Origin of the sequence: Kitasatospora sp. NPDC058063 (assembly GCF_042885395.1) — a bacterium.
GTDB lineage: Bacteria > Actinomycetota > Actinomycetes > Streptomycetales > Streptomycetaceae > Kitasatospora > Kitasatospora lactacystinica.
In genome coordinates, this window is record NZ_JBHVSD010000013.1 from 237,977 (window position 1) to 262,223 (window position 24,247).

A 24,247-nucleotide genomic window follows, 5' to 3' on the forward strand; every position below is an offset into this window, starting at 1 on the left:
CAGCCCGGAATCGGGATGTTCCGGTCGTCGCCGGCGGGCGGGAAACGCCCTGTGCCGGGGGCGCCGCCCCGGCAAGCGTCGTCGGCACGCGGACGGCCTCCCGGACGCGGACGGCCCGCCGGACCGGGAAGGTCGGGCGGGCCGTCCGCGTGGCGTGGCGGTGGGTGCGTCCGGTGGTGCGGCGGGTGCGGGCCGCTGCTCGGGCGGTACCGGCTGCCCGGTCGGTGCGGCGGCGGCCGTCGGGTCAGCGGTGGTCCGGGTGGCCGGTGAGCACGGTGGTGAAGATCGGTTCGCCGTGCTGGTGGCCGGTCACGGTGGTGGTGAGGCTGTCCGGTTCCTCGCCGGGGGTGTGCCGGGCGGTGATCGTGGTGGGCGCGTCGTGCTCGGCGTACCGGTGGAAGGTGGTGGCCGCGGCGGCCGGGGTGACGGTGACCGGGCTGCTCAGGGCGTTGGCCGCCTGCCGGGCCGCCTCCAGCAGCACCATGCCGGGGATGTGGTCGTTGGCGTGGTCGAAGAGGATCGGGTGCCGGAAGTCGGGAGTGAGGTGCCAGCTGTCGGGGGCGTCGGCCGGGGTCAGGACGACGTCGCTCGGGCGGACTCGGCCGACCCGGGCCGGCGGGAGCGGCTCGGCGGTCACGGTCGGCGCCGCGGGGTGCTCGGCGCCCTGGCGCCCCCGGCGCAGCCGCTGGTAGGTGGAGTCCGGGACGGTGGTGAACCGGGCATACCCGGTGGCGGCGAGCTGGGCGCCCCGTCGGACGACGGTTTCCAGCGTGAAGTCGACCGTGGTGCCGGAGCGGCGCGGCTGGGCGAGGAGCTGGATCTCCAGGGTGAGGTCGGTCGGTGCCGCTCCGATCGGCAACTGCCGCGGCTGAGTGGTGTAGTCGAGGTTCCACATCATGAACTTGTGGTCGAGCGGTACGCCGAACCGGGTGTGGGCGAGGTAGAGGCCGGCCTGGCGGATCGTTTCAGCTGCTTGCATCGGGTCGTGCCGGGTGCCGTCCGGCGTGCAGAAGAAGGTGTGCGCCCGCGGCCACTGCGCGGTGACGGCGAAGGCCGTGTCGGTCAGCTGTTCGCTGCCGGTGATGAAGACCTCGGCGTGGCAGGCCCGGTGCACGTACTCCTTGGCGACGGTGCTGGTCAGGCGAGGCGCCGGGGCCGCTGCTGCGGCCGGGCCGGGGATCGTCCGGGGGTCCGGGCCGGTGGCGAGGGCGGAGGCGGGCGTGCGGAAGGCGAGCAGAGTCATGGGGAGCGCTCCGAAAGGCCGTGATGGGCGGGGTGGGCTGCTCAGGGCTCGTAAGATACGTACCTACCGGTTTGGTTTTCAAGGAGCCAGAACAAAGGTTCGTCGGCGGCCGAGCGTGTTCGGTCGGGCACGGTGGGTGTGTGCCGGTCGCCGCCCCGGGACCAGGTTCACCGGGCGGGCCTGCTTGACCTGTGGGAATGTCGATGGCCAAAGTTGTCAGGTCCATTGCCACGACTGGATCGTTCGTCGTCCCCCCGGGCACAAGTGGGAGCTGTCGCTCCGGATATGGGGGCTGGCGGCGAGATGTCGGCCACCTGTTCGTCCCATACCGTCCACGCGGTTTTAGTCCGCTTGAGGACGGCCCTAGGTGACCTGGGATGCAAGGACCCCTGTCGACCGTGGCGGGTAAGATACGGGGTGTTTGGTTTTGTTTGCCGAGCGTTTCGGGTGGGGTGGTTGCGGTGGTGCGACAGGAGCGGGCGGTCCGGACGCGTCGGCTGATCCTGGAGGCGGCGGCGTCGGTCTTCGACGAGTACGGGTACGAGGGGGCGACGATCGGCGAGGTCGTGGCCCGCGCCGGGGTGACCCGCGGCGCGGTGTACTTCCACTTCGCCTCCAAGCGGGAGCTCGCCCAGGGGGTCGTGGAGGAGCAGTTCGGCCGGGACGAGATCCCCGAACGGCAGTGCAAACTCCAGGAGTTCGTGGACCTCGGGATGGTGGTCGCCCACCTCATGCCGCGCGACCCGGTCCTGAGCGCGGGCGCGCGGCTCTCCCTCGGCCAGGACATGTTCGGAGACTTCAGCGGCGGTGCGGCGCCCGGCTGGATCCAGCGGGCCGAGAGCGTGCTGGAAACGGCGGGCCGACGCGGTGAGCTGCTGCCCCAGGTGGTGCCCGCCGAGACGGCGTGGCTGGTCACCGGGGCCTGGACGGGGGTGCAGATCCAGTCGCAGAAGATGTCCGGCCGGGCGGATCTGGAGCGCCGGATCTCCGCGCTGTACCAGCATGTGATGCCCAGTATCGCGGTGCCCGGGGTGCTGGCCACGCTCGACCTCGCGGTGGACCGGGGCGCCCGGGTGGTCGCGGAGCTCGCGGCGGCCCGGGCGGCGGAGTCCGGCCCGACTGGGCCGGACGGGGCGGGTGCGGCCGGCGTCGGACCGGCCTGAGTCGGGCGCTCGGGGTGGCCCGGGTGGCCCGGGTGGTCCGTGCGGGCCTCGTTCGAAGCGGTTCGAGGTCGGACGGGCGGTCCGGCGTCCGGTTCCGGTGGGGATTGCTCCGCCCAAAAACAAACAGCGCGTTCGGTTTTGTATTGACAAACCGTCTGTCCTGTTTTTGGATGGGCGTCGGGTGCTCGACCGACCTTCCAGCGGACCTGCGTGGACGGTGAGCAGCGGAGCACCCGCCCGGCCGGCGGCCGTCGGGGCCGCCGATCCGTCTGGATATGGGGTGGTCGTCGTGGAGATCCGGGTGCTGGGGTCCTTGGGGGTCCGACTGTGCGGGGCGTCGGTGGTGCCGTCGGCGCCGAAGCCGCGGCAGGTGCTCGCCCTGCTGGCGTTACGGGCCGACCAGGTCGTGCCGGCGGGAGTCCTCGCCGAGGAGCTGTGGTCCGGCCGCCCGCCACGCAGTGCCCGCACCACCGTGCAGACCTATGTGCTCCAACTGCGCGACCTCATCGACCGGGCGCTCGCCCAGGGCGACGGCGGCCCGGGGGCCTCCTGCGCGAAGGACGTCCTGGTCACCTCGGCCGGCGGCTACATGCTGAACAGTGGCGGCGGACTGGTCGACCTCCAGGAGTTCGACCGCCTCGCCGGGCACGGCTACCGCGCCATGGACGGGGGCGACTTCCCGCTCGCCGCCCGCCAGTTGGCCGATGCGCTCGCGCTGTGGCGCGGCCCGGCCTTCGCCGACGTTCCGGTCGGCGGCCAACTCGCCGTCGAGACCAGACGGTTGGAGGAGATCAGGCTCTGCGCGCTGGACCAGCGGATCGAGGCCGACCTGCGACTCGGCCGGCACCGGGTGCTGCTCGCCGAACTCACCGTCCTGATCGACCGCTACCGCACCCACGAGAGCCTGCACGGCCAGTACATGATCGCGCTGCACCGCTCCGGCCGGCGGGGCGAGGCGCTTGAGGCCTACCAGCGCCTGCGGAACACCCTGGTACGGGAGTTGGGCATGGAGCCGTCCGCGGCGCTGCGGCGGCTCCAGCGTTCCATCCTGCTCGCCGGCCCCGAGCGCGCGGACCAGGAGCAGCCGGGCGCGCTCGCGGACGGCGCCGGCGCCCGCACCGCCCGGCTCACCCGGGTCGGCTGAGCCGGGCCGGTCGGGCCGGGCCGGTCGGGCCGGGGCGCGGCGCCGGCGTCCGGCGGGGACGGGCAGGGGCGGACTGCGACGGACTGCGACAGGCCCGGTGGCTATTCGGCGAGCACGCCGGTGTTCTGGCAGGCGTGCAGCAGCCACCGACCGTCGTCCTGCCTGGTCATGACGTACAGCGGCGCGCCCTCCGAGTCCCCCTCCGGCGACCGGTAGACCTGGCGGACCTTGACGGCGGCCACGTCGGGGCGAAGGAACTGGATGTGCACCGGCTCGTACGTGACGTCGCCGTCCCAGGTCGCGGCGGGCAGCACGGCACGGGTGAACTCGGCGATCGCGTCCAGGCCGAGGAGGACCTTGCCGTGCGCGGTGGTCCAGATCGCCTCGGGGTGGAACAGTGCGAGGAACGCGTCCGGGTCCTTGGCGCGCTGGGCGCGTTCGACGGCGGCCACGACCCGTTCGACGGCCTGGATGTCCGCCTCGGGGGCGGCCTGCGCGTTGGCTGCTGCTTCGGTGTTCATGTGGATCACTCTGGTACCTCAAGTGGCCTTGAGGTCAAGCCGGTCGGGGCGCTCCGGTGCGCAGCCCCAGATAGTCGTCGAGGCGGGCGGAGGCGGTGAGCATCGCCAGGCCCCGGGTGGTGAGGCGCTGCTGCCAGCCGTCCAGGGCGGCGGCGAGCTCGCCGGTGCCGCCCGCGGTGCGGATCTGCCGCAGCACGGTGGCGATGTGGTCCAGCAGGTAGCCGCCCCGGCGGAGCAGGTGGGCGAGTTCGGCGTCCCGGACGTCGGCGGGGAGGTAGCGGCGGTGGCCGGTGGCGCGGTCCCGGGCCGGGGTGAGGATGCCGGCGGCCTCCCAGGCCCGCAGGGTCGCGGGGGTGAGGCCGAGCCGGTGCGCGACCTCGCCGACGGAGCGGGGGCCGGGTGGTGCGGGGAGCCCGGTTCCGGCGGCGGCGCCGCCGGTCAGGTGGCCGACGGCCTCGCGGACGGCGGCGAGGGTCTCCCGGTCGCGCAGCAACTGGGCGTGTCCCCGGTCGAGTTCGGTGAGGGCTTCGCCGATCCGGTCGGCGTGGACGGCGGTCATGACCGAGCCCGCGGTCGCGTACCCGTACGCCGGGACGAGGGCGAGGTAGGCGCGAAGGGCGGCGGCGTGCAGCTCGGTGTAGATCCGGTATCCGGTGGGCGTGCGTTCGGCGGGCGGGAGGCAGCCGTCGCGCTCGTAGTTGCGGATCGCCTGGGTCGAGATGCCGTGCTCGCGCGCGAGGTCGGAGGGTCGCATGGTCGTCCGGTCGTCTCCCGTTCCGGGCTGGTGGGGTGAGGTGGGACCGGGTGGGGCGGGGTGCTCGAAGTCGGTCGATGGTTGGGCGATGTTTGAGGCTTTCAGCGGAGGCTGGGCGGCGGAAGCGGGAAAAGTCTCAACCGATCCTTCAAGGATACGCTTGAGGTCCATGAACCAGGACGTGTATGACTTCATCACCCCCGCGTGCGAGCTTCTGGGGCTGGGCGAGCCGACGCACCAGGAGCCGGCGTTCGGGCTGGTCCGCAACGAGCTGTTCGCCAGGCTGGTCGGCCGGGGCTTCCGGTCGATCGCCCTGGAGACCGACCGGGTGGCCGCCCTCGCCGTGGACGCCTACGTCCGGGAGGGTGTCGGCACTCTCGAATCGGCGATGCGGAAGGGCTTCACGCACGGCTTCGGGGAACTCGCCCCCAACCGCCGACTCGTCGCCTGGATGCGGGAGTTCAACCGGCAGCGGCCGTCCGGGGAGCGGCTGGCCTTCCACGGCTTCGACATCCCGACCGAGAACACCAGCGCCCCCAGCCCACGCCGCTACCTCGAACACGCCCGCGACTACCTGGGGCTCGACCTCGACGTCGCCGGTGTGGCGGGCGAGGACGAGCGCTGGAGCCGTACGGAGGCGGTGACGGACCCGGCCCAGTCGCCGGGCGATACCGCCGACGCCGCCCGGCTGCGCTGCCTCGCCGACGACCTTCTCCTCCAACTCCAGATGCGGGCGCCGGAATTGATCGGAGCGACCTCGCCGGCCGAATGGTACGGGGCCCGCGCCCGACTGGCCGCCGGGATCGGACTGCTGCGCTACCACGCCCAGTCGGCGGTCCGGGGCCGCACCCCGAGCGCCCGGATCAGCGCCCTGCTCGGCGTGCGGGACGCGCTGATGGCGCAGAACCTCCTCGACATCCGCGAGATCGAGGCCCGGCGCGGACCGACCCTGCTCTTCGCCCACAACCGGCACGTGCAGCGGAACCCGAGCGCCTGGGCGCTGGGCGAGCTGGACTGCCGGTGGACCGGCGCGGGCCACACCGTCGGCACGCTGCTGGGCGAGCGCTACGCCTTCGTCGCCGGGAGCCTGGGGCGCAGCGAGGCGCTCGGACTGGCCGAGCCGGCGCGGGGGACGTACGAGGCCCACCTGCGGGGACGCGGTGCGGCCTGGGAGTTGACGGACACCGCGCTGCCGGCCGACGCCCGCACCCGCACCGACACCGTCCCGCGGCAGGGCTACTTCCCGCTCGACCGGGAGGTGCTCGACGGCGCGGCCGCGCTGCTGCACATCGCCGACGGCGCGGCGGTGACGGCCGGAGCCTGAGCGGCCGCCGGCCCGGGGTAGGCCTGCCGCAGGTGGGCCACCAGGGCGGCGGTCGGCGGTGAGGAGGGGTGCCCGGCCGGCCAGGCGAGCGCGATCCGGACCCGGGGAACGGGGTCGGTCAGCGGACGCACCCGCAGGCCGGGCAGCGGGCCCGGGTCCGGCAGCACGGCCACGCCCAGGCCGTGCGCGGCGAGCTCGGCCAACTGCGGTGGCGCGGCCGCCTCGACGCCGACCGTCGCCGCGACGCCGGCCTCGGCCAGGGCGCGCTCCAGCGCCGTGCGCAGGCCGGTGCCGCGCGGGGTGCTCACCAGGGCGTGTCCGGCGAGCGCCGCGACCGGCAGCGCGTCCCGGCCGGGGGCGGTAACACCGGCCCCGCTTCCCGAGCCCCCGGCGGTGCCCGAGCCCGGGGCCGTGTCCGTGCCCGCGCCCGCGCCCGCGCCCGGGACAGTGTTCGCGCCCGAGCCGTGGACGGAGCCCGCGCCCGAGGCGGGCGCGAGCGGATGGTCCACCGGGCAGGCCGCGACCAGCGGGACCTCCAGCACCGTGTGCAGCGCCAGCCCGCTCAGCGACGACCCGCCGTCGTCGCCCTCCCGCCCGCTCCCCGGGGTGGGCAGGCCGACGACGGCGAGGTCCAGCCGGCCGTCGCGCAGCGCGGAGAGCATCCGCGCGGTGGTGTCCTCGGTGAGCGAGAAGTCGATGCCGGGGTGTTCCTTGCGGAACGCCGCGAGCGTGGTGGCGAGCCCGGGGATGGTGCCCAGTCCGGACGGCGGGGTCAGGGCCGCCCCGGCGACCATGCCCAGACGCACGTGTCCGCGCCGCAGCCCGCCGAACTCCTGGGCCGCGCGGCGGGCCGCGGCCGCAGAGGCGAGCGCGGCCCGGGCGTGCGGCAGCACCGCCTCGCCGACCGGGGTCAGCCGTACGGTGCGGCCCGAACGGTCGAGCAGTCGGTGGCCCAGTTCCCGTTCCAGCTGCCGGATCTGGGAGCTCACCCCGGGCTGGGTGAGGTGCAGCAGCCGCGCGGCCCGGGTGAAGCTGCCGTGCTGGGCGACGGTGACGAAGTACTGGAGCTGCCGCAGTTCCATAACTCCCGATCATAGGTGCCAGAACTTCCCGGTCTTGGACGGGTGTACGGTTCCGCCCGCAGGCTGGGCGCATGGAAACCGTGCCGCAGAACAAGGACACCGGGGTGCCGCAGAGCCGGGACACCGGGCAGATCCACTGGATCCGCGAGCAGATCGCGGCCGAGCGCCGCGAGCTCGCCCGGGTGTTCGCCGACCTCGCCCCGGAGCAGTGGAACTCGCCCTCGTTGTGCGGTGGGTGGCGGATCCGCGAGGTGGCCGCGCACATGAGCACCGGATTCCGGCACTCGACGGCACGCACGCTCCTCGAACTCGCCCGCTCCGGCGGCAACGTCCACCGGATGGCCGACCGGATCGCCCGCCGCGACGCGGCCGCCATGACCGAGCGCGAACTCGCCGCCGCGATGGCCGAGCACGCGGACCACCCCTGGCGCCCGCCGGTCGGCGGCCCGATCGCGGCCCTCGCCCACGACGTCGTCCACGGCCTCGACATCACGGTGGCGCTCGGCCTGCCCGCCCGGCTGCCGGTGGCGCGCACGAAGGCCCTGCTGGCCGGTGTCTCACCCCGTGCGCTGCGGTTCTTCGGGGCCCGGCTGGACGGCGTCCGGCTGGTGGCGACGGACACCGCCTGGGCGTACGGCGACGGGTCGCTCACCGTGACGGGGCGGGCGGAGCACCTGCTGCTGCTCGCGTACGGGCGCCGGGTGCCGGAGGGCCTGCTGGCGGGGCCCGGCGCGGGACGCTTCACGGCCGACGCCGCATAGCGGCGGATTGGCGTACAGGCGAACGGGCGAACGGCACGCTACCGGCGGTCGGTGCTCAGCCACTCGGTGAGGGTGGCGTGCAACAGCTCGACCTGGGCGCGGTCCAGGATCACCGTCGCCCGGGAGCCCGTGCCGCCAGTGCCGTCCGTGCCGCCAGTGCCGCCAGTGCCGCCAGTGCCGTCCGGGGCCGGCCCGCCGAGACCCAGCCGGAGGTACTCCACCGGGAGAGGCCAACCGCCCTCAGGTTCGGGAGCGTCGCCGAACCGGACGTCCGGGTGGCAGTGGTTGGGGATCACGCCGAGTTCCAGCCAGCCCCCGCGGCGGTCGTCCTCGGCGGGGCTGACGTGCGAGCCCTGGTAGACCCTCGGGGCGGGCGCGTTGCCGTCACCGTCGTCGGCGAAGTACAGCCAGGAAGCGAAGATGGACATCCGGTTCTCCTCGGGTCTCGGACCGTGTGGGGCAGGAGCCTAGCGAGCGCCCGGGCGGCCGTCGTGCGCGTTTCGGGGGCCCGTGACTACGATCGGAAGAAGTCCTTCCGGATGGTGGTGAGACGGAAGCCAGGTCGCCGATGGCCCAGAGGTCCGTGCAGTGGCCCCCGTACGTGCGGGTCGCGCCGTGGTTGCTGACCGCCGGCGGGCTGGTGTGGAACGCGCTGGACCCGACCGACTACTGGGGCGATCCGCTGCTGGCGGCGGCCGCCGTGCTGGCGGGTGCGCTGCTGGCGCTGCGGGACACCGTCGCGGTGGGGGCCGCCAACGTTCTCGGCATCCTGCTGCTGTCCACCCAGGACGGGTCGATCGGGACCGGGGCCGGCTTCCTGGAGCTGGCGAACACGGCGTTCGCGGCGCTGCTCGGGATCGGGGTGAACCGGGTGGTGGACCGGCACGGGCGGCGGCTGGCGCGGGTGCGGTCGGTGGCCGAGGCGGCGCAGCGGGCGGTGCTGCCGGAGCCCCCCGCGGAGGTGGGGCGGCTTTCGGTCGCGGCCTGCTACCGGGCCGCCCAGGACGAGGCGCTGATCGGGGGCGACGCGTACGCGCTGCAGGTCACCCCGTTCGGCGTGCGGGGGCTGATCGCCGACGTGCGGGGCAAGGGGCTGCACGCGGTCGGGGCGGTCTCGGTGCTGCTGGGCGCCTTCCGCGAGGACTCCCACCGGCTGCCGGACCTGGCCGCGCTCGCGGACGCGCTGGAGGACTCGCTGCTGCGGGAGAGCGAGCGGATGAGCGAGGAACTGCGGATGGAGGGGTTCATCACCGCGCTGCTGGTGGAGTTCCCGCCGGGGGAGGAGAGCGTGCGCACGCTCGACTGCGGGCACCCCGGCCCGTACCTGCTGAACCCGTACGCGCGGGGCGGGGGCGAGCCCCCGGTGCGCCGGCTGGACGCGGCGGATCCGGGGCTGCCGCTGGGGATGGGCGGACTGGGTGCGGCGCGCCCGGCGCCGGAGAGTCGGCCGTTCCCGGCCGGGTGGACGCTGCTGCTGGTGACCGACGGGGTCACCGAGGCCCGGGACGGGGCGGGGGAGTTCTACGACCCGGTGCTCGGGCTGGCCCCGCTGGGGCCGTTCGCCGGGCCCGGCGAGGTGCTGGACGCGCTGGTGGCGGACGTCGAGCGGTGGACCGGTGGGCCCAGGGACGACGACATGGCGGTGCTGGCGATCACCCGCCGGGCGGAGGCGGAGGCGGAGTCGGGCGGCTGACGGCCGGCCGACGGTCGGCGGCGAGGCCGGCGGAGCAGTCGGTGGAACGGGCGGCGAACGGGTCGGCGGAACGGGTGATGGACCGGGTCGGGCGCGGGTGCTCCGTGACCGTCCGGTCACCTTGTCTACGGCTCGCTACGGTCACGCCGGTATCACGATGAGATGACGGTCGGACTGCACTCCATGGAATCCGGCCAAGTTGAGCGTCTCCGTCCGGTGGCTGGAAAGACAGCGTCCGAATACCGGACAAGGAAATGGACGGACGGGCCCGGAAGTGGTCGGAGTGCCTGTCGGCCGGTGCCGCCTAGGCCGACGGACGCCGCGGGCGGCGTGACGGCAGGAGAAGCGGCCATAAGGAGCGCGCAAAGGCGGGCCGGGGGAGTGGCGGGATTCGGCCGACGTGCGTTCCGTCCGGAAACGGACCTGGTGCTTGCCCAGTGTCGAAGGGGTGACCGAGAGTCGCACCGATGAACGAGAAGCCCAGCCCCCGCCAGGCCCGTCTGCTCGGCCACCGCGACTTCCGGCTCCTGCTGACCGGAGCCGCGGCGGCCCAGACGGGCAGTCAGGTCACCCTGGTCGCCCTTCCCTTGGTGGCCGTGATGGTGCTCGACGCCACGCCGTTCGAGGTCGGTCTGCTGACCGCCGCCGAGACCGCCGCCTTCCTGCTCGTCGGCCTCCCCGCGGGCGCCTGGCTGGACCGGATGCGCAAGCTTCCGGTGCTGATCCGGGCCGACGTGGTGCGCTGCCTGGCCGTCGGGTCGATCCCGCCGGCCGCCGCCTTCGGGGTGCTGACCATGCCGCAGCTCTACCTGGTGGCGCTGGTCACCGGGGTGGCGACGGTCTTCTTCGACGTCGCCCACCAGTCCTTCCTGCCCGCCGTCCTGCCGCGCGAGCAGCTGGTCGGCGGCAACGGCGCCCTGGAGACGGTCCGTTCCTCGGCGCAGATTGCCGGGCCGGGCCTCGGCGGCGGGCTGGTCCAGCTGCTCGGGGCGCCGCTCGCCATCGTGGCCGACGCCTGCGGCTACCTCGCCTCCGCCCTGCTGCTCGTCCGGATCAAGGTCGACGAGCCGCGGCCGGAGCCCGAGCCGGGGCGCTCGCTGCGCGCCGAGGTCGGGGAGGGTGTGCGGTTCGTGCTCGGCCACCCGCTGCTGCGGGCGATCGCGACCGCCACCGCCACGTCCAACCTGTTCTCCGCCGTGCTGACCGCCGTGCAGACGGTGTTCTGGGTGCGGGTGCTCGACCTGTCGCCGGGAGCCATCGGCGTGCTGCTGTCGGTCTCCGCCGTCGGCGGACTGGCCGGCGCGCTGTGCGCCGGGCAGCTCGCCCGGTGGATCGGACAGGCCCGGCTGATCTGGCTGTCCACGGTGGTGACGGCGCCGTTCGCGCTGCTGTGGCCGCTGTCCGGAGGCGGTGCGGGCGTGGTGCTGTTCGGCCTGGCCTCCGGGGTGGTGCTGTTCGGCGCGGTGGCCTACAACGTCGCCCAGGTGAGCTTCCGGCAGAGCATCTGCCCGCCGGAGCTGCTCGGCCGGATGAACGCCACCATGCGGTTCCTGGTGTGGGGCACCCTGCCGATCGGCGCCCTGATCGGCGGCCTGGTCGCCGAGGCGTCCGGGCCGCGCACCGCGCTCTGGCTCTGCGCCGCCGGCTTCCTGCTGGTGCCGCTGCCGCTGCTGCTCTCCCCGCTGCGGCGGATGCGCGAGCTGCCGGGCCCCGACCGTACGGCCGGGCAGGACGCGGACGCGGAGGCGGACGCCACCGACCAGGAGAGCGCGGTGAGCCCCGGCACGTCCTGACCGGCCGCCCACCCGCGCCTTCCGCACCCGAACCCCTCCTGCCGACCGAACCCGACCCCCGACCGACCCCCGACCGACCCCCGACCGATCCCCGACCCGAGCCGCGACCGGAAACCGGAGACCGTTCCCGTGCACGCCAGCATCACCGCCGCCTACCTCGCCCGGTACCGCTCCGCCGCCGCCGAATCCCCGGTGGAGCTGCTCCCGCTGACCGGCGCCCAGCGGCGCTTCCTGATCACCCGCCGACTCGCTCCGCAGAGCCGCACGGACGTTGTCCCGCTGTTCTTCGCCTACCCGCGCGGCACCCTCGACCTGGGCCGACTGGCCCGCGCCGCGGCCGCCGTGGCCGCCCACCACCCGGCGCTGTGCGGCGGATTCGCGACCGTGCGCGGCACACCCGTGCTGCGCACCGGCGGCCCCTCGGCCGAGGCCGCCCGGATCGCCGTCGCCCCCGGCGGCACCGCCCGTGCGGCGCTGCGCGAGGCCCTGTCGAACTGGCCCGCCGACGGACCCGCGCTGCGCCTGCTGGTGGCCGCGGACCCGGACGGGGACGAGGAACTGCTCGCCCTCGCGCTGGACCACGCCGCCTGCGACGAGCAGTCGCTCGGCCTGCTCACCGCCGAACTCGGCGCCGCGTACGAGCAGGACGAACCGCCGGCGGACGGGCCCGACCCCCGGGCGCTGGCCGACTACCGGCAGGCCGTCGAACTGCAGCTCGCCGCCGAGGACGCCGCCGGCGGCCCCGCCGCCCAGGCCCACTGGGGCCGCCGACTGGGCGGCCTGACCGGGGCGGGCGGTGGCGCGGCGACGTCCACCGGCATGCTCACCGAGCGGCTGCCCATCGCCGGGGGCGCCGCCCGTGGCGCCGTCTTCCCGGCCCTGCTGGACGCGGTCGGCTCGGCCCTGCACCGGCTGCACGGGGCGGACGGGGTGGCCGGGGCGGCCCGGCCGGAGACCGGGGGAGGGCCGCTCGCGCTCGGCTACCCGTGGGGCGGACGGCCGGCGGGCGCACCCGCCGCGCTCGGCTGCTTCCTCAACACCCTGGTGCACCCGGCGACTTCGGGCCCGGTCGCGGACCTGGACGCCCTCGCGGACGCCTGGTGGGACGACCTCGACCAGGCCGGCACCCCCTTCGACGAGGTGGTCCGCGCCGCCCGCACCGCCGGGGCCCCGTGGTCGGGCGCCCTGGACGGCCTGCTCACCATGGAGGACCTGCACCGCCGCCCACCGCTGGTGCTCGGCGGCACCCCAGGCCGGGAGACCCACCTGGACGGGCGCCCGCTCGCCGCACCGCTGGCCGTCTCCGCCTCGCACGGCGACGACCTGCTGATCCGGCTGGCCTGGGACCGCGACCGCTTCCCCGAGGCCGACGCCCGGGCCGCCTTCGGCGAACTGCTCGCCGTGCTGCGGCACCACCTGCACGCCCGGCCGGTCCCGGTCCCGGTCCCGCAGGCCTGAGGCGCCCGGCCGGCCGCGTCGCCCACCCGACCGCGTCGCCCACCCGCCCGCACGAGCCCGACCGCAGGCGTCCGACCGCACGCCCCACCCCGCGGGCCTCGAACTCCCACGACGGATCCGCCACGAACCCACCACGCCCGTCCGCGCGCGTCCGACACGCCGCCGGACGGGACCCCGGGCCCAGGGCCGCACCTCACCCCGGTGCGCCCCCGGGCCGCCGGCCGGCACGGGAACACCCCACGTCCGCGTCCGGCCACCGCAGTGCCGACAAGCCCACCACACAAGGGAATCGACCATGTTCGCACTCTCTCCCTCGCAGGAGATCGTCTGGCTGCACGAGCAGATGCTGCCGGGCAGCCGCGCCTACAACTTCACCGCCGTCCTCGACCTGTGGGGCACCCTCGACCGGGACGCGCTGCACACCGGCCTGGCCGCCGTGCTGGCCCACCACCCCGGTCTGCGGCTGGAGTTGGTGCCCAGGCCGGAGGGGCTGCCCGGCCAGCGGGTCGCCGAGGTCTGCGAACCGGAGCTGCGCCACAGCGACTTCGCCGCCGAGCAGGACCCGGAGGCCACCTTCCGCCGGCTGCTCGCCGCCGAGGCCGAGGAGCCGCTGGACACCGAGCGGGCGCCGGTGCTGCGCTGGCACCTGGTCCGGCTCGGCGACGACCACCACCGGCTGATCCACGTCGAGCACCACCTCGTCCACGACGGCCACTCCTTCGCGATCCTGCTGCGCGACCTGTTCACCGTCTACCGCGCCACCGTCCTCGGCGAGCCCTACGAGCTGCCCACCGCCCCCTCCTACGAGGACCACGCCCGCGCCGCCGCCGACCTCCCCCGGGACCGCGGACTCGACTTCTGGACCAAGGAGCTGACCGACGCGCCGCGCGAGGTCACCCTCCCCGGGCTGGCTCGGCCGGGTGCCGAACGGCGCCACCGCGGCGGCCAGCTGCGCCAGTCGATCGGCGCCGACCTGGCCGAGCGGCTGCGCGAGCGCAGCAAGGCCGACGGCCACACCCCGTTCAGCACCCTGCTCACCCTGTTCGCCGAGCTGCTGCGCCGGCACAGCGGCCACCGCGAGGTGGTGATCGGCACCGCCGTCGGCAACCGCCCGGAGGGCTTCGAGGGCACCGTCGGCATGTTCGTCAACACCGTCCCGCTGCGCCTGCGGCTCGACCCGGCGGCCCTCGGCACCGACGCCGTGGACGAGGTGACCGACGTCCTGCTGCGCGCCCTGCCGTACCAGGACCTGCCGGTCCAGGAGCTGACCCGCCGGCTCGGGCTGCACACCACCGGCGCCGACAACCCGCTGTTCAACGTGATGTTCAGCGCGCACGACGCGGCGCTGCCCGATGTCCAGGCGCCCGGGCTGGAGGTCTCGCTGTACGAGGGCTTCAACACCGGCACCACCCGCTTCGACCTCGACCTGGTGCTGCTGCCCGACGACCGCCGGGTGGTCGGAGAGAAGCACGGCGCCGCCGGGATGACCCTGGTCTGGGACTACGACGCCGACCTGTTCCGCGAGTCCGAGGCGGTGCTGCTGTCCGAGCGGCTGCTGGAGCTGCTGCGCTGCTACCTGGACCGCCCGCAGGCGCCGATCGCCGGGCTGGCCCCCGCGCCCGAGGCCGGACCGGCCGCCCCGGTCACCCCGGCCGCACTCGACCCGGCCGCCGCCCACGACCCGACCTCGCTCGCCCTGCTGGCCGGCACCGAGCGGATCAGCTACGGCGAACTCGACCGCAGGGTCAGCGAGTTGGTCGAGCGGCTGCGCGCCGCCGGAGTCACCCCCGGCCAGCCGGTGGCCACCGTGCTGCCGCGCGGCGCCGACAGCGTGGTCGCCCTGCTCGCCTGCCTGCGGTACGGCGCCGTGTACGCGCCGCTGTCCACCGAGGACCCGGCCGCCCGGCTCGGGCTGCTGCTGGAGCGGCTCTGCCCGGCGCTCGTCCTCGCCACCCGGCAGAGCGCGCTGGCACTGCCCGCCGAGGGCGTCACCCCGGCGCTGCTGGACGGCCCCGCCTTCCCGAAGGCCGAGCCCGCCGCCGCGCTGGACGGCGCCGCCTACGTGATCCACACCTCCGGCTCCACCGGCGTGCCCAAGCCCGTCCTGGTCGGCCGCGAGGCCCTCGCCGGGTACGTCGCCGCGATCGCCGACCGCTACCGGCTCACCTCCGCCGACCGGGTGCTGCTGTTCGCCCGGCCGTCCTTCGACGTGGCCCTGGAGGAGGTGCTGCCCGCCCTCACGGCCGGCGCCGCCCTCGTCGTGCCGCAGCGCGAGGTGCCCACCGGGCCCGAGCTGGTGGCCGTGCTGGCCGCCCGCGGCGTCACCGTCGCCAACCTGCCCACCAGCTACCTGCTCGCCGTCCGCGAGGACCTGCGCGAGGCGCTGCGCGACGGCCGCTGGGCGCCCCGCCTGCTGGTGCTCGGCGGCGAGCGGCTGCCCGCCCGGGCGCTGGCCGGCCTGACCGGGGCCACCACCGTGCTGAACGCCTACGGCGTCACCGAGGCCACCGTCACCTCCACCGTGTACGAGGTCACCGACGCCGACGTCGCCGAGGACGGCGAGATCCCGCTCGGCGCCGAACTCGACGGTGCGCGCATTCACGTCCTGGACGACACGCTGCGCCCGCTCGCCCCCGGCTGCGTCGGCGAACTCGCCGTCGGCGGAACCCTGCTGGCCGAGGGCTACCTGGGACTGCCGGAGCCCACCGCGGCCCGCTTCACGACCGTCCCCGTGCTCGACGACGCCCGCGTCTACCGCACCGGCGACCGCGGCTACCGCGACCTGGACGGGCGGCTGCGCTTCCTCGGCCGCGCCGACAACCAGGTGAAGCTGCGCGGCCACCGGATCGAACTGGAGGAGATCGAGGCCGCGGCCTCCGCCGAACTCGGCGGCCGCTCCTGCGCGGTGCTGCTGCACACCGACCCGCAGACCGGCCCCCGCCTGGTCGGCTTCCTGGAGGGCGCCGACCGCCCCGACCAGGCCGCCCTGCACGAGGCGCTCGCCCGCCGGCTGCCCGGCGGACTCGTCCCGGCGAGCTGGACGGCCGTCGCCGCGATGCCGACCCTGCCCGGCGGCAAGCCCGACCGCGCCGCCCTCGCCCGCCTGGCGGACGAGGCCCCGGAGGCGGAGGAGGTCGAGCCGAGCGAGTTCACCGACCCCGGCCAGCAGCTGATCGCCGCCGCCTGGCGCGAGGTGCTCGGCCACGACCGCTTCGCCGCGGACTCGCACTTCTTCGAGGTCGGCGGCCACTCGCTGCTCGCCGCCCAGCTCGCCGCGTACCTGGAGCCGCACCTCGGCAGCCGGCCGCCGCTGCGAACCCTGTTCCGACACGCCGTCCTGGCCGACCAGGCCAAGGCCCTCACCACCGGTGGTGCCAAGTGACTTCGCCCTCCGCCGTCCTGGAAGCCGGCCACCGCGAGCTCGTCGAGGCCTTCGAGAGCTTCGTGCGCCGCGAACTCGTGCCGCTGGCCGCCGAGCTGCCCGAGACCGCCGACCAGGTCCCGGCCGACCTGCGGACCTACGTCCGCAAGCGCTCCGCCGCCCTCGGCTTCTACGCGGGCGACTACCCCGAGGAGCTCGGCGGCGCCGACATGCCGTTCACCGCCGTCGTCCTGCTGCACCACGCCGCCGGGCGCAGCGGCTGCGTGCTCGCCCCGTACGCGCTGGCCGGCTCCGACGGGCCCAGCCCGCTGCTGCGGCACGGCACCCCCGAGCAGGTCGAGCGCCACCTGGTCCCGCTGGTGCGCGGCGAGCAGACCCGCTGCCTCGCCCTCACCGAGCCGCACGCCGGTTCCGACGCGTTCCACCTCACCACCACCGCCGTGCGCACCGGCGAGGGCTGGGTGCTGAACGGCCGCAAGACCTTCGTCAGCAACGCCGAGCACGCCGGGATCGCGCTGGTCGTCGCCGCCACCGACCTCGGCGACGGGGCCGGCCCCACGGCCGGCGCCACCGCCTTCGTGCTGCCGATGGACCAGCCCGGGCTGCGGATCGGCCAGCGCTACGAGGGCATGTCCGGCGAGCCGCTGTTCGAGCTGCTGCTGGACGGGGTCACCGCCGGCCCAGAGGCCGTGATCGGCGGCGAGGAGGGCGTCGGCGCGGCCACCGCCCTCGCCATCGACAGCCTCTCGCGCGGCCGCCTGGTGGTCGCCGCGATGTGCAACGGCATCGCCGAGCACGCGCTGCGGATCGGCGTCGAGTACGCCAAGGACCGGCGGGCCTTCGGCCGGGTGATCGGCGAGTACCAGCACATCCAGGAGCACCTGGTCGCCACCCGGGCCGAGGTCGAGGCCTCCAAGCTGCTCACCCTCGCCTGCGCCCGGCTGGTCGACGAGGGCACCGAGTCCCCCGAGAACGCGGCGCTCGCCAAGCTCACCGCCTCCGAGACCGCCGTGCGCGCGGTGGACCGCTCGCTCCAGGTGCACGGGGCCACCGGCTGGGTGCGCGGGCACCCGCTGGAGTTCCTGTACCGCTACGTCCGGATGACCACGATCATCGAGGGGACCTCGGAGGTCCAGAAGGTGATCATCGCCCGTTCCATGGGCCTGAACTGACGAAGCGTCACCTTCGTACGCGACTTCCTGGAGACGATGATGGAACACCTTGACACGAAGGCCCCGAGCACGGACGCCCCGAGCGTCGACACCGTGAACACCGGGGCTCCGAACACCGGGACGCCGAACACCGACGCCCCGAGCATCGGTTACGGCCGTCCGCACCAGGACGGCGCGGTGCTCGACCTCTTCACCACCTGGGCGCACCGCACCCCCGACGCCCCCGCCCTGATCGACGGCGAGCAGGTCTACAGCTACGCCGAACTCGACCGCCTCGCCGACACCGTGGCCGAGGCCCTGCGCGGCAAGGTCGGCCCGGGCGACCTGCTCGGCGTCTGCCTCGCCCACTCGGTCTCGCTGGTCGCCGTCACCCTGGCCGCCGCCAAGCTCGGCGCCGTCCACCTGCCGCTCGGCCCGCGCCCCGGCGAGCACCGGCTGCGCGCCGTCGCCGAGCAACTGCGCCCGACCTGCCTGGTCGGCGAGCCGGACCTGCTGCCGCCCGGCGGCGAGCGGTTGCCGCTGGACCTGCCCACCGAAGGCGTGGTGGCCGCCCTGAACCCGGGCGAGCAGGTGCGCGTCCCGGCCGGCACCCACTACGCGGTGCTCACCTCCGGCTCCACCGGCACCCCGAAGGCCGTCGCCGTCACCGAGCCCGCGCTCGGCGCGCTGCTGCAGTGGTACCGCGGACTGACCGGCCTCGGCCCCGGGGAGCGGCACAGCCTGCTGATCGGCGTCGCCTTCGACCCGCACATGCAGGAGCTGTGGGCCGGTCTCACCTCCGGTGCGGCCCTGGTGGTCGCCCCCGAGGCGGTCCGCTGGGACACCGGTGCGCTCACCGACTGGTGGCGCGAGGCCGGCGTCACCGTGTCCATCCTGCCCACCCCGCTGGCCGAGCCCCTCCTCGGCCGGCCCTGGCCCGCCGAGTCGCCGCTGCGCCACCTGGTGATCGGCGGCGACCGGCTGCGCCGCGCACCCGGGCCCGACGTCACCGCGACCGTCCACAACGCGTACGGCCCCGCCGAGGCCACCGTCACCACCACCGTGCACACCATGGCCCCCGGCGGCGACCACGGTGCCGGCGCTCCGCCGATCGGCCTGCCGATCGACGGCGCCGTCCTCCTGGTCACCGACGAGGACGGCCGCCCGGTGCCGCGCGGCACGGCCGGCGAGCTGCGGATCGGCGGCCGCGGCCTGGCCGCCGGGTACCTCGACCCCGAGCTGACCGCCCGCCGCTTCGTCGGCGCGCCCGCCGGGGTGGTCGGCACCGACCGGGTCTACCGCACCGGCGACCGGGTGGTCATGCGCCCGGACGGCGTGCTGGAGTTCCACGGCCGCCTCGACGACCAGGTCAAGGTCAGCGGCGTGCGGATCGAACCCGCCGAGGTCGAGGCCGCCTTCGAACGCGATCCGAAGGTGCGCCGGGCGGTGGTCGCCGCCCAGCAGGCGCCGACCGGCGTCCGGCTGCTCGCCTTCGTCCAGGCCGAGGACGGCGCCGACCCCGCGGCGCTGCTCGACGCCGTCCGCCCGTGGCTGCCCGAGCAGGCCGTGCCCTCCGCCGTCCGGCTGGTGGAGCGCTTCCCGCTGGACGCCAACGGCAAGGTGGACCGCCCGGCCCTGCTGGCCGACGCGCCGGCCCCGGACGAGGAGTCCCCGGCGGACGAGGCCGGCACCCCGGTCGAACGCGCCGTGCTGAAGCTCTGCCGCGGGCTGATCGGCCGTGCCGACCTCGGGCCCGAGGACAACTTCCTCGCGTCGGGCGGCAATTCGCTCGCCGCGGCAAGACTGCTGGAGGCCCTGGAGGACGAGTACGGCGTACGGCTGCGCGCCCCCCTGGTGCTGCGCCAGCCCGACCTGCGGGCCGTCGCCCGGCTGGTCGAGGAGCGGGTGGCCGATCTGGCCGCGACCGCCTGACCCCGCCCGAACCTCCTCAGCGGGGCGCCCCGGCCCACCCGGCCGGGGCGCCCGGAAGGGAACCACCCATGACCACCATGCACCGCGCGCACCCCGCGACCTCCGCGCACCCCGCGACCTCCGCGGCTCCGCTCGACCGGACCGCCGAAGCCGTCCCCGCCCTGCCCACCCCGCTGCCCGCCCTGGTCGCCCGGCAGGCCGAGCAGCGGCCCGACGCGCTCGCCGTGACCGACGGCTCCACCGTCCTGACCTACCGCGAACTCGTCGACGCCGCAGGCCGGTTGGCCGCCGTCCTGGCCGACCGGGGGATCGGCCCCGGCAGCGCCGTCGCCCTGCTGTGCGCTCGCTCGACCCGATTCGTCGTCGCCCAGCTCGCCGTCTGGCGGGCCGGCGCACTGGTCGTCCCGCTCGACCCGGCCTACCCGCGCCCGCGGATCGCCGAAATGATCGCCGACGCGGACGTCCGGCTCGTCCTCGGCGACAAGGGACTGCTTGCCGACGCCGGGCTCCCCGAGGACCGCACCCTGGCGCTGACCGAGCGCGGCACCGAGATCGCCGACGGCACGGCGCCCGACGCCGCCGACCCGGCCGCGCCCGCCCTGCTCTACTACACCTCCGGCTCCACCGGCCGCCCCAAGGGCGTCCTCGTCCCGCACAGCGCCGTCGCCGACCTGGCCACCGCCGAGGGCCCGATCGGCCTCGGCCCCCGCGACCGGGTGCTCTTCCACTCCACCGTCTCCTTCGACGCCACCACCTTCGAACTGTGGGCGCCGCTCGCCCGGGGCGCCGCCGTGGCCGTCTCCCCGAGCGAGCGGCCCAGCGCCGAGGACCTGGTCCGCGACGTCGAGAGCTTCGGCGTCACCACCGCCTTCCTCACCACCGCGCTCTTCCACCACCTGGCCGCCCGGAGGTCCCGGGTCTTCGGCGTGCTGCGCACCCTGGTCGTCGGCGGCGAGGCACTCTCCTCCGAGTACGCGGGCGCCGTGCTGCAGGCCTTCCCGTGGCTCGAACTGATCAACGCGTACGGGCCGACCGAGGCCACCACCTTCACCACCCTGCACCGGATCACCCGGGCCGACTGCGCCGGATCCGTCCCGATCGGCCGGGCCTTCGGCGGCGCCCGGGCGTACGTCCTGGACGAGCGGCTCGCACCAGTGGCGGAGGGCGGCGTCGGCGAACTGTGGATCGCCGGCGACCGGCTGGCCCTCGGCTACCTCGACCGGCCGGAGCTGACCGCCGAGCGCTTCCGCGAACTGCCCGGCATCGGACGCGCCTACCGCAGCGGCGACCGCGTCGCCGAACGGCCGGACGGCTCCCTGGAGTACCACGGGCGCACCGACGACCAGGTCAAGGTGCGCGGCTTCCGGATCGAACCCGGCGAGGTCGAGCACGCGCTGCTCCAACTGCCCGAGGTCGCCGAGGCGGCGGTCGTGGTCCGCCGCGCCGGGCAGGTCGACGCCGCGCTCACCGCCTGCCTGGTCCTCGCCGAGGGCTCCCGCCCCGCCGTCGAGGCACTGCGGGCCGCTCTGGCCGAGCGGCTGCCCGCCCACCTGGTGCCCACCGCCTGGACGGTGCTCGCCGCGCTGCCGCTGACCGGCAGCGGAAAGGTGGACCGGCGGGCGCTGGCCGCCGACGAACCGGACGGGGCACAGCCGTCCGCCACCGCCGAACTCGGCCCGATCGAACAGGTCGTCGCCGAGGCGTGGAGCCGCGCCCTGGAACGCCCGATCACCGACCCGTCCGCCGACTTCCTCGCCGAGGGCGGGCACTCGCTGCTCGCCATGTGGGTGGTGGACGACCTGCGCGAGGACCTCGGGGTCGAGCTGTCGCTCGCCGATTTCCTCGAGCACCCGACCGTCGCCGCCCAGGCCGATCTGCTGGAGCGCGCCCTGCGGGCCGCCGACGACACCCCCGGAGCCGACCGATGACCACCGTCGACCAGAGCGACCTGCTGCGCCGCGCCCGCAACCGCCGCGCCGCCGCCCCCGTCACCTCCGCGCCGCAGACCGGCCCCGCCGAACCGACCGGCCCCGCCCCGCTCTCGCACGCCCAGCAGCGGATGTGGCTGATGGACCACCTCGGCCAGGGCGGCGCCCTCTACAACGTGCCGGTCGCCACCCGGCTGCGCGGCCCGCTCGACCGGGCGGCCCTCGCCACCGCGATCACCGGCCTGACCGAGCGGCACGCCGTCCTGCGCACCCGCTACCCGCGCCGGGGCGACGAGCCGTACCAGCAGATCGACCCGGTCGTCCCGGTGCCGCTGCCGGTCCTGGACGCCACCGGCCCGGAGCAGCTCGCCGCCGAGGCCGCCCGGCCGTTCGACCTCGCCACCGGCCCGGTGCTGCGGTCCCTGCTCCTGCGGCACGGCCCCGACGACCACACGCTGCTGCTGACTATCCATCACATCGCGGTGGACGGCGGCACGTTGCGCTTCCTCACCTCGGACCTCACCGAGCTGTACCGCGCCGCGCGCGACGGCGAGCCGAACCGGCTCCCGCCGCCGGCCCCCTCGTACGCCGACTACGCCCGCCAGGAACGCGCCCGCGAGGCCGAGCTGACGGCCACCGCCGGCGTCCTCGCGGCCAGGCTGTCCGGCGCCCGGCCGCTGCCCCTGCTGCGGCCCGTCCCGCCCGGCGCCCGGGAGCGCCGCGCCGCGCTGCACGCCGCCCCGCTGGAACCCGCCGTGGTGGAACAGCTGCGCGTCCTCGGCGCGCGGCACGGCGCCACGCTGTACACCGTCGTGCTGGCCGCCGCGTTCGCCGCGCTGGGCATCGCCTCCGGGCAGGACGACCTCGTCCTCGGCTGCGCCAGCGGCCACCGGGCGCGGCCCGAGTTCCGCCGGACCGTCGGGCTCGCGGTCAACACCCTCGCCGTGCGGGCGAATCCGTCCCGGGACCTGTCGTTCACCGAGCTGCTCGCTCCGGTCCGCACCGCCCTGCTCGACGCCCAGCAGCACCACGAGGTGCCCCTCGACCTGGTGGTCGAGCGGCTCGGCGCGGCCGCGCGCGGCGCGGACGGCACCCCACTGCTCTCGGTCAGCTGCGACCTCGTCCAGACCGTCGACCCGCTGGTGCTGCCGGGCCTCGACACCGAGAACGTGGAACTCGACCTGGGACTGGCAAAGTTCGGCCTCACCCTGCTGCTGGAGGACGGCCCGGAGCCGCGCTGCCTGCTGCAGCACGACCGGGACGCGCTGGACCCGGACACCGCCGCCCGGCTGCTCGGCGCCTTCGCCGAACTGCTCACCGCCGTGGCCGCCGACCCGGAGCGGCGGCTGTCCGAACTGCCCGGAGAGCGGTTGACGGCCGCCGAACACCCGGTCGTGGAAGCCCTGTCGGCAGACCCGGCGGTGGTCGAGGCGGCCGTGGTCGAGAACCCGGACGGCCCGCCGCTCGCCTACGCGGTGGTCCGCGGGCCGGTCGCGCCGAGCGGCAGCGCCCTGCGGGCCGCCCTGCGCGGGCGCCTGCCGGCCGCCGAACTGCCGCTCGCGGTCACCCTCGTGGACCGGCTGCCCCGCCGCGCCGACGGCACCCCCGACCGCGACCGGCTGCCCGGCGCCACTGCGCTGCCCGGCGCGACCGCGGCGGCGGAGGGCCCGTCGGAGGCAGGCCCGCTGGACGTCGTACGGCAGGCCTTCGGCGAACTCCTCGGCACGACCCCGCCCGCCGACGGCGACTTCTTCGCCCTCGGCGGCCACTCCCTGGTCGCCGTCCAGCTCGCCGAACGCCTGCGCACCCGCACCGGGCTGCCGCTCACCGGCCTCGACATCCTGGAGCAGCGCACCCTGCGCGCCCTCGCCGCCCTGCTCGCCACCCGCACGGACGAGCGCCGCGCGGCCCTCGCCCAGGCCGGTGCCCGATCGCGGACCACCGGCGCCCGCACCGGCACCGTCCTGCTCACCGGCGCCACCGGCGGGGTCGGCGCGGCCGTGCTCCAGGAGCTGATGGCCCAGGGCCGGCCGGTCCGGGTCCTGGTCCGGCCGGAGTCCGCGCACCTGCCCGCGCTGAACGGCGCCGAGGTGGCGGAAGGCGACCTCGGCGACCTCGACAGCCTGCGCCGGGCCGTCGACGGCGTCGACGCCGTCATCCACTCCGCCTGCACCTTCACCGACCACGCCACCGACCTCGCCGCCATGCGCGCCCTGGTCGACGGCTGGCGGGGCGGCCCGTTCGTCTTCGTCAGCAGCATCGACGCGTACGGCCGCCCGGCCGGCACCGAGGTCCCCGAGGGCGGCCCCAGCAGCGCACCCGTCACCCCGTACGGGCAGGCCAAGCTGGACTGCGAGCGGATCCTCTTCGAGGCCGCCGCGACCGGCCGGGGCCAGGCCGTGGCCGTCCGCTCCCCGATCGTCTGGGGCCCGCACCACCGCCTGCGCGACCAGCTCCGCTGGGGCGCCACCGGCCCCCTCTACCAGGCCGCGCTGGCCGGCCGGCCGATCGGCCTGCCGGACGCCGAGGAGTGGCACGGAGCCTCCTGGGTGCACTCCGCCGCCCTGGCCCGCGCCCTCGGCGCCTGCCTCACCCCGGACCACCCCGCTGCCGGCCGGGTCGTCAACGCGGTGAGCGGACACGTCTCCTGGGCCGACTTCACCGCCGATTTGGTCCGCCTGCTCGGCTCCGACAGCCCGATCGCCGCCACCCCCGACGCCGACGGGGAACTCCGCCGCCCCTGGCACTACCGGGCGGACACCCTGGCCGGCCCGCTCGCCCCCGAGCCCGGCGAGGACTGGCGCAGCGTCCTGGCGGCCATGGTCCGCTGACCCCCCCGGTCGCGGGGGGGGGGGGGGGGCGGCGGCCGGGCCCGCCCCCCCGCGACACCGCGCGCCACACGCACGCCCCGCCCCACG

General features: G+C 75.7%; 17 protein-coding genes. 12 read left to right on the forward strand and 5 right to left on the reverse strand.

Features of this window, described 5'->3' with window-relative positions; genetic code table 11:
- Nucleotides 1-244 precede the first annotated feature (244 nt).
- Nucleotides 245-1,243, reverse strand: coding sequence for a ScbA/BarX family gamma-butyrolactone biosynthesis protein (locus ACFVUY_RS23745; RefSeq protein ID WP_387732930.1), 999 nt, complete (start codon nucleotides 1,241-1,243; stop codon nucleotides 245-247).
- 461 nt (nucleotides 1,244-1,704) lie between these two features.
- On the opposite strand from ACFVUY_RS23745, the gene ACFVUY_RS23750 reads away from it, so the two are divergent.
- Nucleotides 1,705-2,406 carry a ScbR family autoregulator-binding transcription factor gene (locus ACFVUY_RS23750; protein ID WP_387732933.1) on the forward strand — a complete coding sequence of 234 codons (702 nt, stop codon included), beginning with the start codon at nucleotides 1,705-1,707 and terminating at the stop codon, nucleotides 2,404-2,406.
- A gap of 289 nt (nucleotides 2,407-2,695) precedes the next feature.
- Nucleotides 2,696-3,550, forward strand: a complete 855-nt coding sequence (locus ACFVUY_RS23755) for a BTAD domain-containing putative transcriptional regulator (RefSeq protein WP_380541222.1) — start codon at nucleotides 2,696-2,698, stop codon at nucleotides 3,548-3,550.
- A 101-nt stretch (nucleotides 3,551-3,651) separates the two neighbouring features.
- On the opposite strand, the gene ACFVUY_RS23760 is transcribed toward ACFVUY_RS23755, so the two are convergent.
- Both ACFVUY_RS23760 and ACFVUY_RS23765 read right to left on the reverse strand, forming a co-directional pair.
- Nucleotides 3,652-4,071, reverse strand: coding sequence for an SgcJ/EcaC family oxidoreductase (locus tag ACFVUY_RS23760; protein WP_387732936.1), 420 nt, complete (start codon nucleotides 4,069-4,071; stop codon nucleotides 3,652-3,654).
- Nucleotides 4,072-4,105: 34 nt separating this feature from the next.
- Nucleotides 4,106-4,825, reverse strand: coding sequence for a TioE family transcriptional regulator (locus ACFVUY_RS23765; protein WP_387732939.1), 720 nt, complete (start codon nucleotides 4,823-4,825; stop codon nucleotides 4,106-4,108).
- A gap of 169 nt (nucleotides 4,826-4,994) precedes the next feature.
- Between ACFVUY_RS23765 and ACFVUY_RS23770 the strand changes: the two genes are divergently transcribed.
- Complete coding sequence (locus ACFVUY_RS23770; RefSeq protein ID WP_387732942.1) at nucleotides 4,995-6,149, forward strand: erythromycin esterase family protein; 1,155 nt, start codon at nucleotides 4,995-4,997, stop codon at nucleotides 6,147-6,149.
- Here ACFVUY_RS23770 and ACFVUY_RS23775 read toward each other — a convergent pair.
- Nucleotides 6,062-7,231, reverse strand: coding sequence for a LysR family transcriptional regulator (locus ACFVUY_RS23775; RefSeq protein ID WP_387732945.1), 1,170 nt, complete (start codon nucleotides 7,229-7,231; stop codon nucleotides 6,062-6,064). The genes ACFVUY_RS23770 and ACFVUY_RS23775 overlap by 88 nt on opposite strands.
- 71 nt (nucleotides 7,232-7,302) lie before the next feature.
- Between ACFVUY_RS23775 and ACFVUY_RS23780 the strand changes: the two genes are divergently transcribed.
- A complete protein-coding gene (locus ACFVUY_RS23780; protein WP_387732947.1) occupies nucleotides 7,303-7,992 on the forward strand; it encodes a maleylpyruvate isomerase family mycothiol-dependent enzyme in 690 nt (229 codons plus the stop codon).
- Between the two features lie 38 nt (nucleotides 7,993-8,030).
- Here the strand turns inward: ACFVUY_RS23780 and ACFVUY_RS23785 are convergent, their stop codons facing one another.
- Nucleotides 8,031-8,420 (reverse strand): hypothetical protein, encoded by a 390-nt coding sequence (locus ACFVUY_RS23785; protein WP_387732950.1) that lies wholly within the window; start codon nucleotides 8,418-8,420, stop codon nucleotides 8,031-8,033.
- A gap of 140 nt (nucleotides 8,421-8,560) precedes the next feature.
- Between ACFVUY_RS23785 and ACFVUY_RS23790 the strand changes: the two genes are divergently transcribed.
- The 8 genes from ACFVUY_RS23790 to ACFVUY_RS23825 all read left to right on the forward strand — a co-directional run bounded on the left by ACFVUY_RS23790 (nucleotide 8,561) and on the right by ACFVUY_RS23825 (nucleotide 24,160).
- Entirely contained in the window at nucleotides 8,561-9,685 is a 1,125-nt protein-coding gene (locus tag ACFVUY_RS23790; protein WP_387732953.1) for a PP2C family protein-serine/threonine phosphatase, read from the forward strand.
- A gap of 467 nt (nucleotides 9,686-10,152) precedes the next feature.
- Nucleotides 10,153-11,478 carry an MFS transporter gene (locus ACFVUY_RS23795; RefSeq protein WP_387732956.1) on the forward strand — a complete coding sequence of 442 codons (1,326 nt, stop codon included), beginning with the start codon at nucleotides 10,153-10,155 and terminating at the stop codon, nucleotides 11,476-11,478.
- 129 nt (nucleotides 11,479-11,607) lie between these two features.
- Entirely contained in the window at nucleotides 11,608-12,936 is a 1,329-nt protein-coding gene (locus tag ACFVUY_RS23800) for a non-ribosomal peptide synthetase (RefSeq protein ID WP_387732958.1), read from the forward strand.
- A gap of 295 nt (nucleotides 12,937-13,231) precedes the next feature.
- Nucleotides 13,232-16,318: an amino acid adenylation domain-containing protein gene (locus tag ACFVUY_RS23805; protein WP_387732961.1), complete on the forward strand. Its 3,087-nt coding sequence runs from the start codon at nucleotides 13,232-13,234 to the stop codon at nucleotides 16,316-16,318.
- On the forward strand, nucleotides 16,315-17,490 hold the full coding sequence (locus ACFVUY_RS23810; RefSeq protein WP_359900872.1) for an acyl-CoA dehydrogenase family protein: 1,176 nt from the start codon (nucleotides 16,315-16,317) through the stop codon (nucleotides 17,488-17,490). Before ACFVUY_RS23805 ends, ACFVUY_RS23810 begins: the two co-directional genes overlap by 4 nt.
- 36 nt (nucleotides 17,491-17,526) lie before the next feature.
- Nucleotides 17,527-19,401: an amino acid adenylation domain-containing protein gene (locus tag ACFVUY_RS23815; protein ID WP_387732964.1), complete on the forward strand. Its 1,875-nt coding sequence runs from the start codon at nucleotides 17,527-17,529 to the stop codon at nucleotides 19,399-19,401.
- A 68-nt stretch (nucleotides 19,402-19,469) separates the two neighbouring features.
- Complete coding sequence (locus tag ACFVUY_RS23820) at nucleotides 19,470-21,329, forward strand: non-ribosomal peptide synthetase (RefSeq protein WP_387732967.1); 1,860 nt, start codon at nucleotides 19,470-19,472, stop codon at nucleotides 21,327-21,329.
- Complete coding sequence (locus ACFVUY_RS23825) at nucleotides 21,326-24,160, forward strand: condensation domain-containing protein (protein WP_387732969.1); 2,835 nt, start codon at nucleotides 21,326-21,328, stop codon at nucleotides 24,158-24,160. The genes ACFVUY_RS23820 and ACFVUY_RS23825 overlap by 4 nt, the downstream gene beginning before the upstream one ends.
- Nucleotides 24,161-24,247: the final 87 nt, after the last annotated feature.

Bases quoted from the DNA above. Each gene is read 5' to 3' on its own strand.
- ACFVUY_RS23745 (WP_387732930.1), bottom strand. From the start codon at position 1,243: ATGACTCTGCTCGCCTTCCGCACGCCCGCCTCCGCCCTCGCCACCGGC.
- ACFVUY_RS23760 (WP_387732936.1), bottom strand. From the start codon at position 4,071: ATGAACACCGAAGCAGCAGCCAACGCGCAGGCCGCCCCCGAGGCGGAC.
- ACFVUY_RS23765 (WP_387732939.1), bottom strand. From the start codon at position 4,825: ATGCGACCCTCCGACCTCGCGCGCGAGCACGGCATCTCGACCCAGGCG.
- ACFVUY_RS23770 (WP_387732942.1), top strand. From the start codon at position 4,995: ATGAACCAGGACGTGTATGACTTCATCACCCCCGCGTGCGAGCTTCTG.
- ACFVUY_RS23775 (WP_387732945.1), bottom strand. From the start codon at position 7,231: ATGGAACTGCGGCAGCTCCAGTACTTCGTCACCGTCGCCCAGCACGGC.
- ACFVUY_RS23780 (WP_387732947.1), top strand. From the start codon at position 7,303: ATGGAAACCGTGCCGCAGAACAAGGACACCGGGGTGCCGCAGAGCCGG.
- ACFVUY_RS23785 (WP_387732950.1), bottom strand. From the start codon at position 8,420: ATGTCCATCTTCGCTTCCTGGCTGTACTTCGCCGACGACGGTGACGGC.
- ACFVUY_RS23790 (WP_387732953.1), top strand. From the start codon at position 8,561: ATGGCCCAGAGGTCCGTGCAGTGGCCCCCGTACGTGCGGGTCGCGCCG.
- ACFVUY_RS23795 (WP_387732956.1), top strand. From the start codon at position 10,153: ATGAACGAGAAGCCCAGCCCCCGCCAGGCCCGTCTGCTCGGCCACCGC.
- ACFVUY_RS23805 (WP_387732961.1), top strand. From the start codon at position 13,232: ATGTTCGCACTCTCTCCCTCGCAGGAGATCGTCTGGCTGCACGAGCAG.
- ACFVUY_RS23815 (WP_387732964.1), top strand. From the start codon at position 17,527: ATGATGGAACACCTTGACACGAAGGCCCCGAGCACGGACGCCCCGAGC.
- ACFVUY_RS23820 (WP_387732967.1), top strand. From the start codon at position 19,470: ATGACCACCATGCACCGCGCGCACCCCGCGACCTCCGCGCACCCCGCG.
- ACFVUY_RS23825 (WP_387732969.1), top strand. From the start codon at position 21,326: ATGACCACCGTCGACCAGAGCGACCTGCTGCGCCGCGCCCGCAACCGC.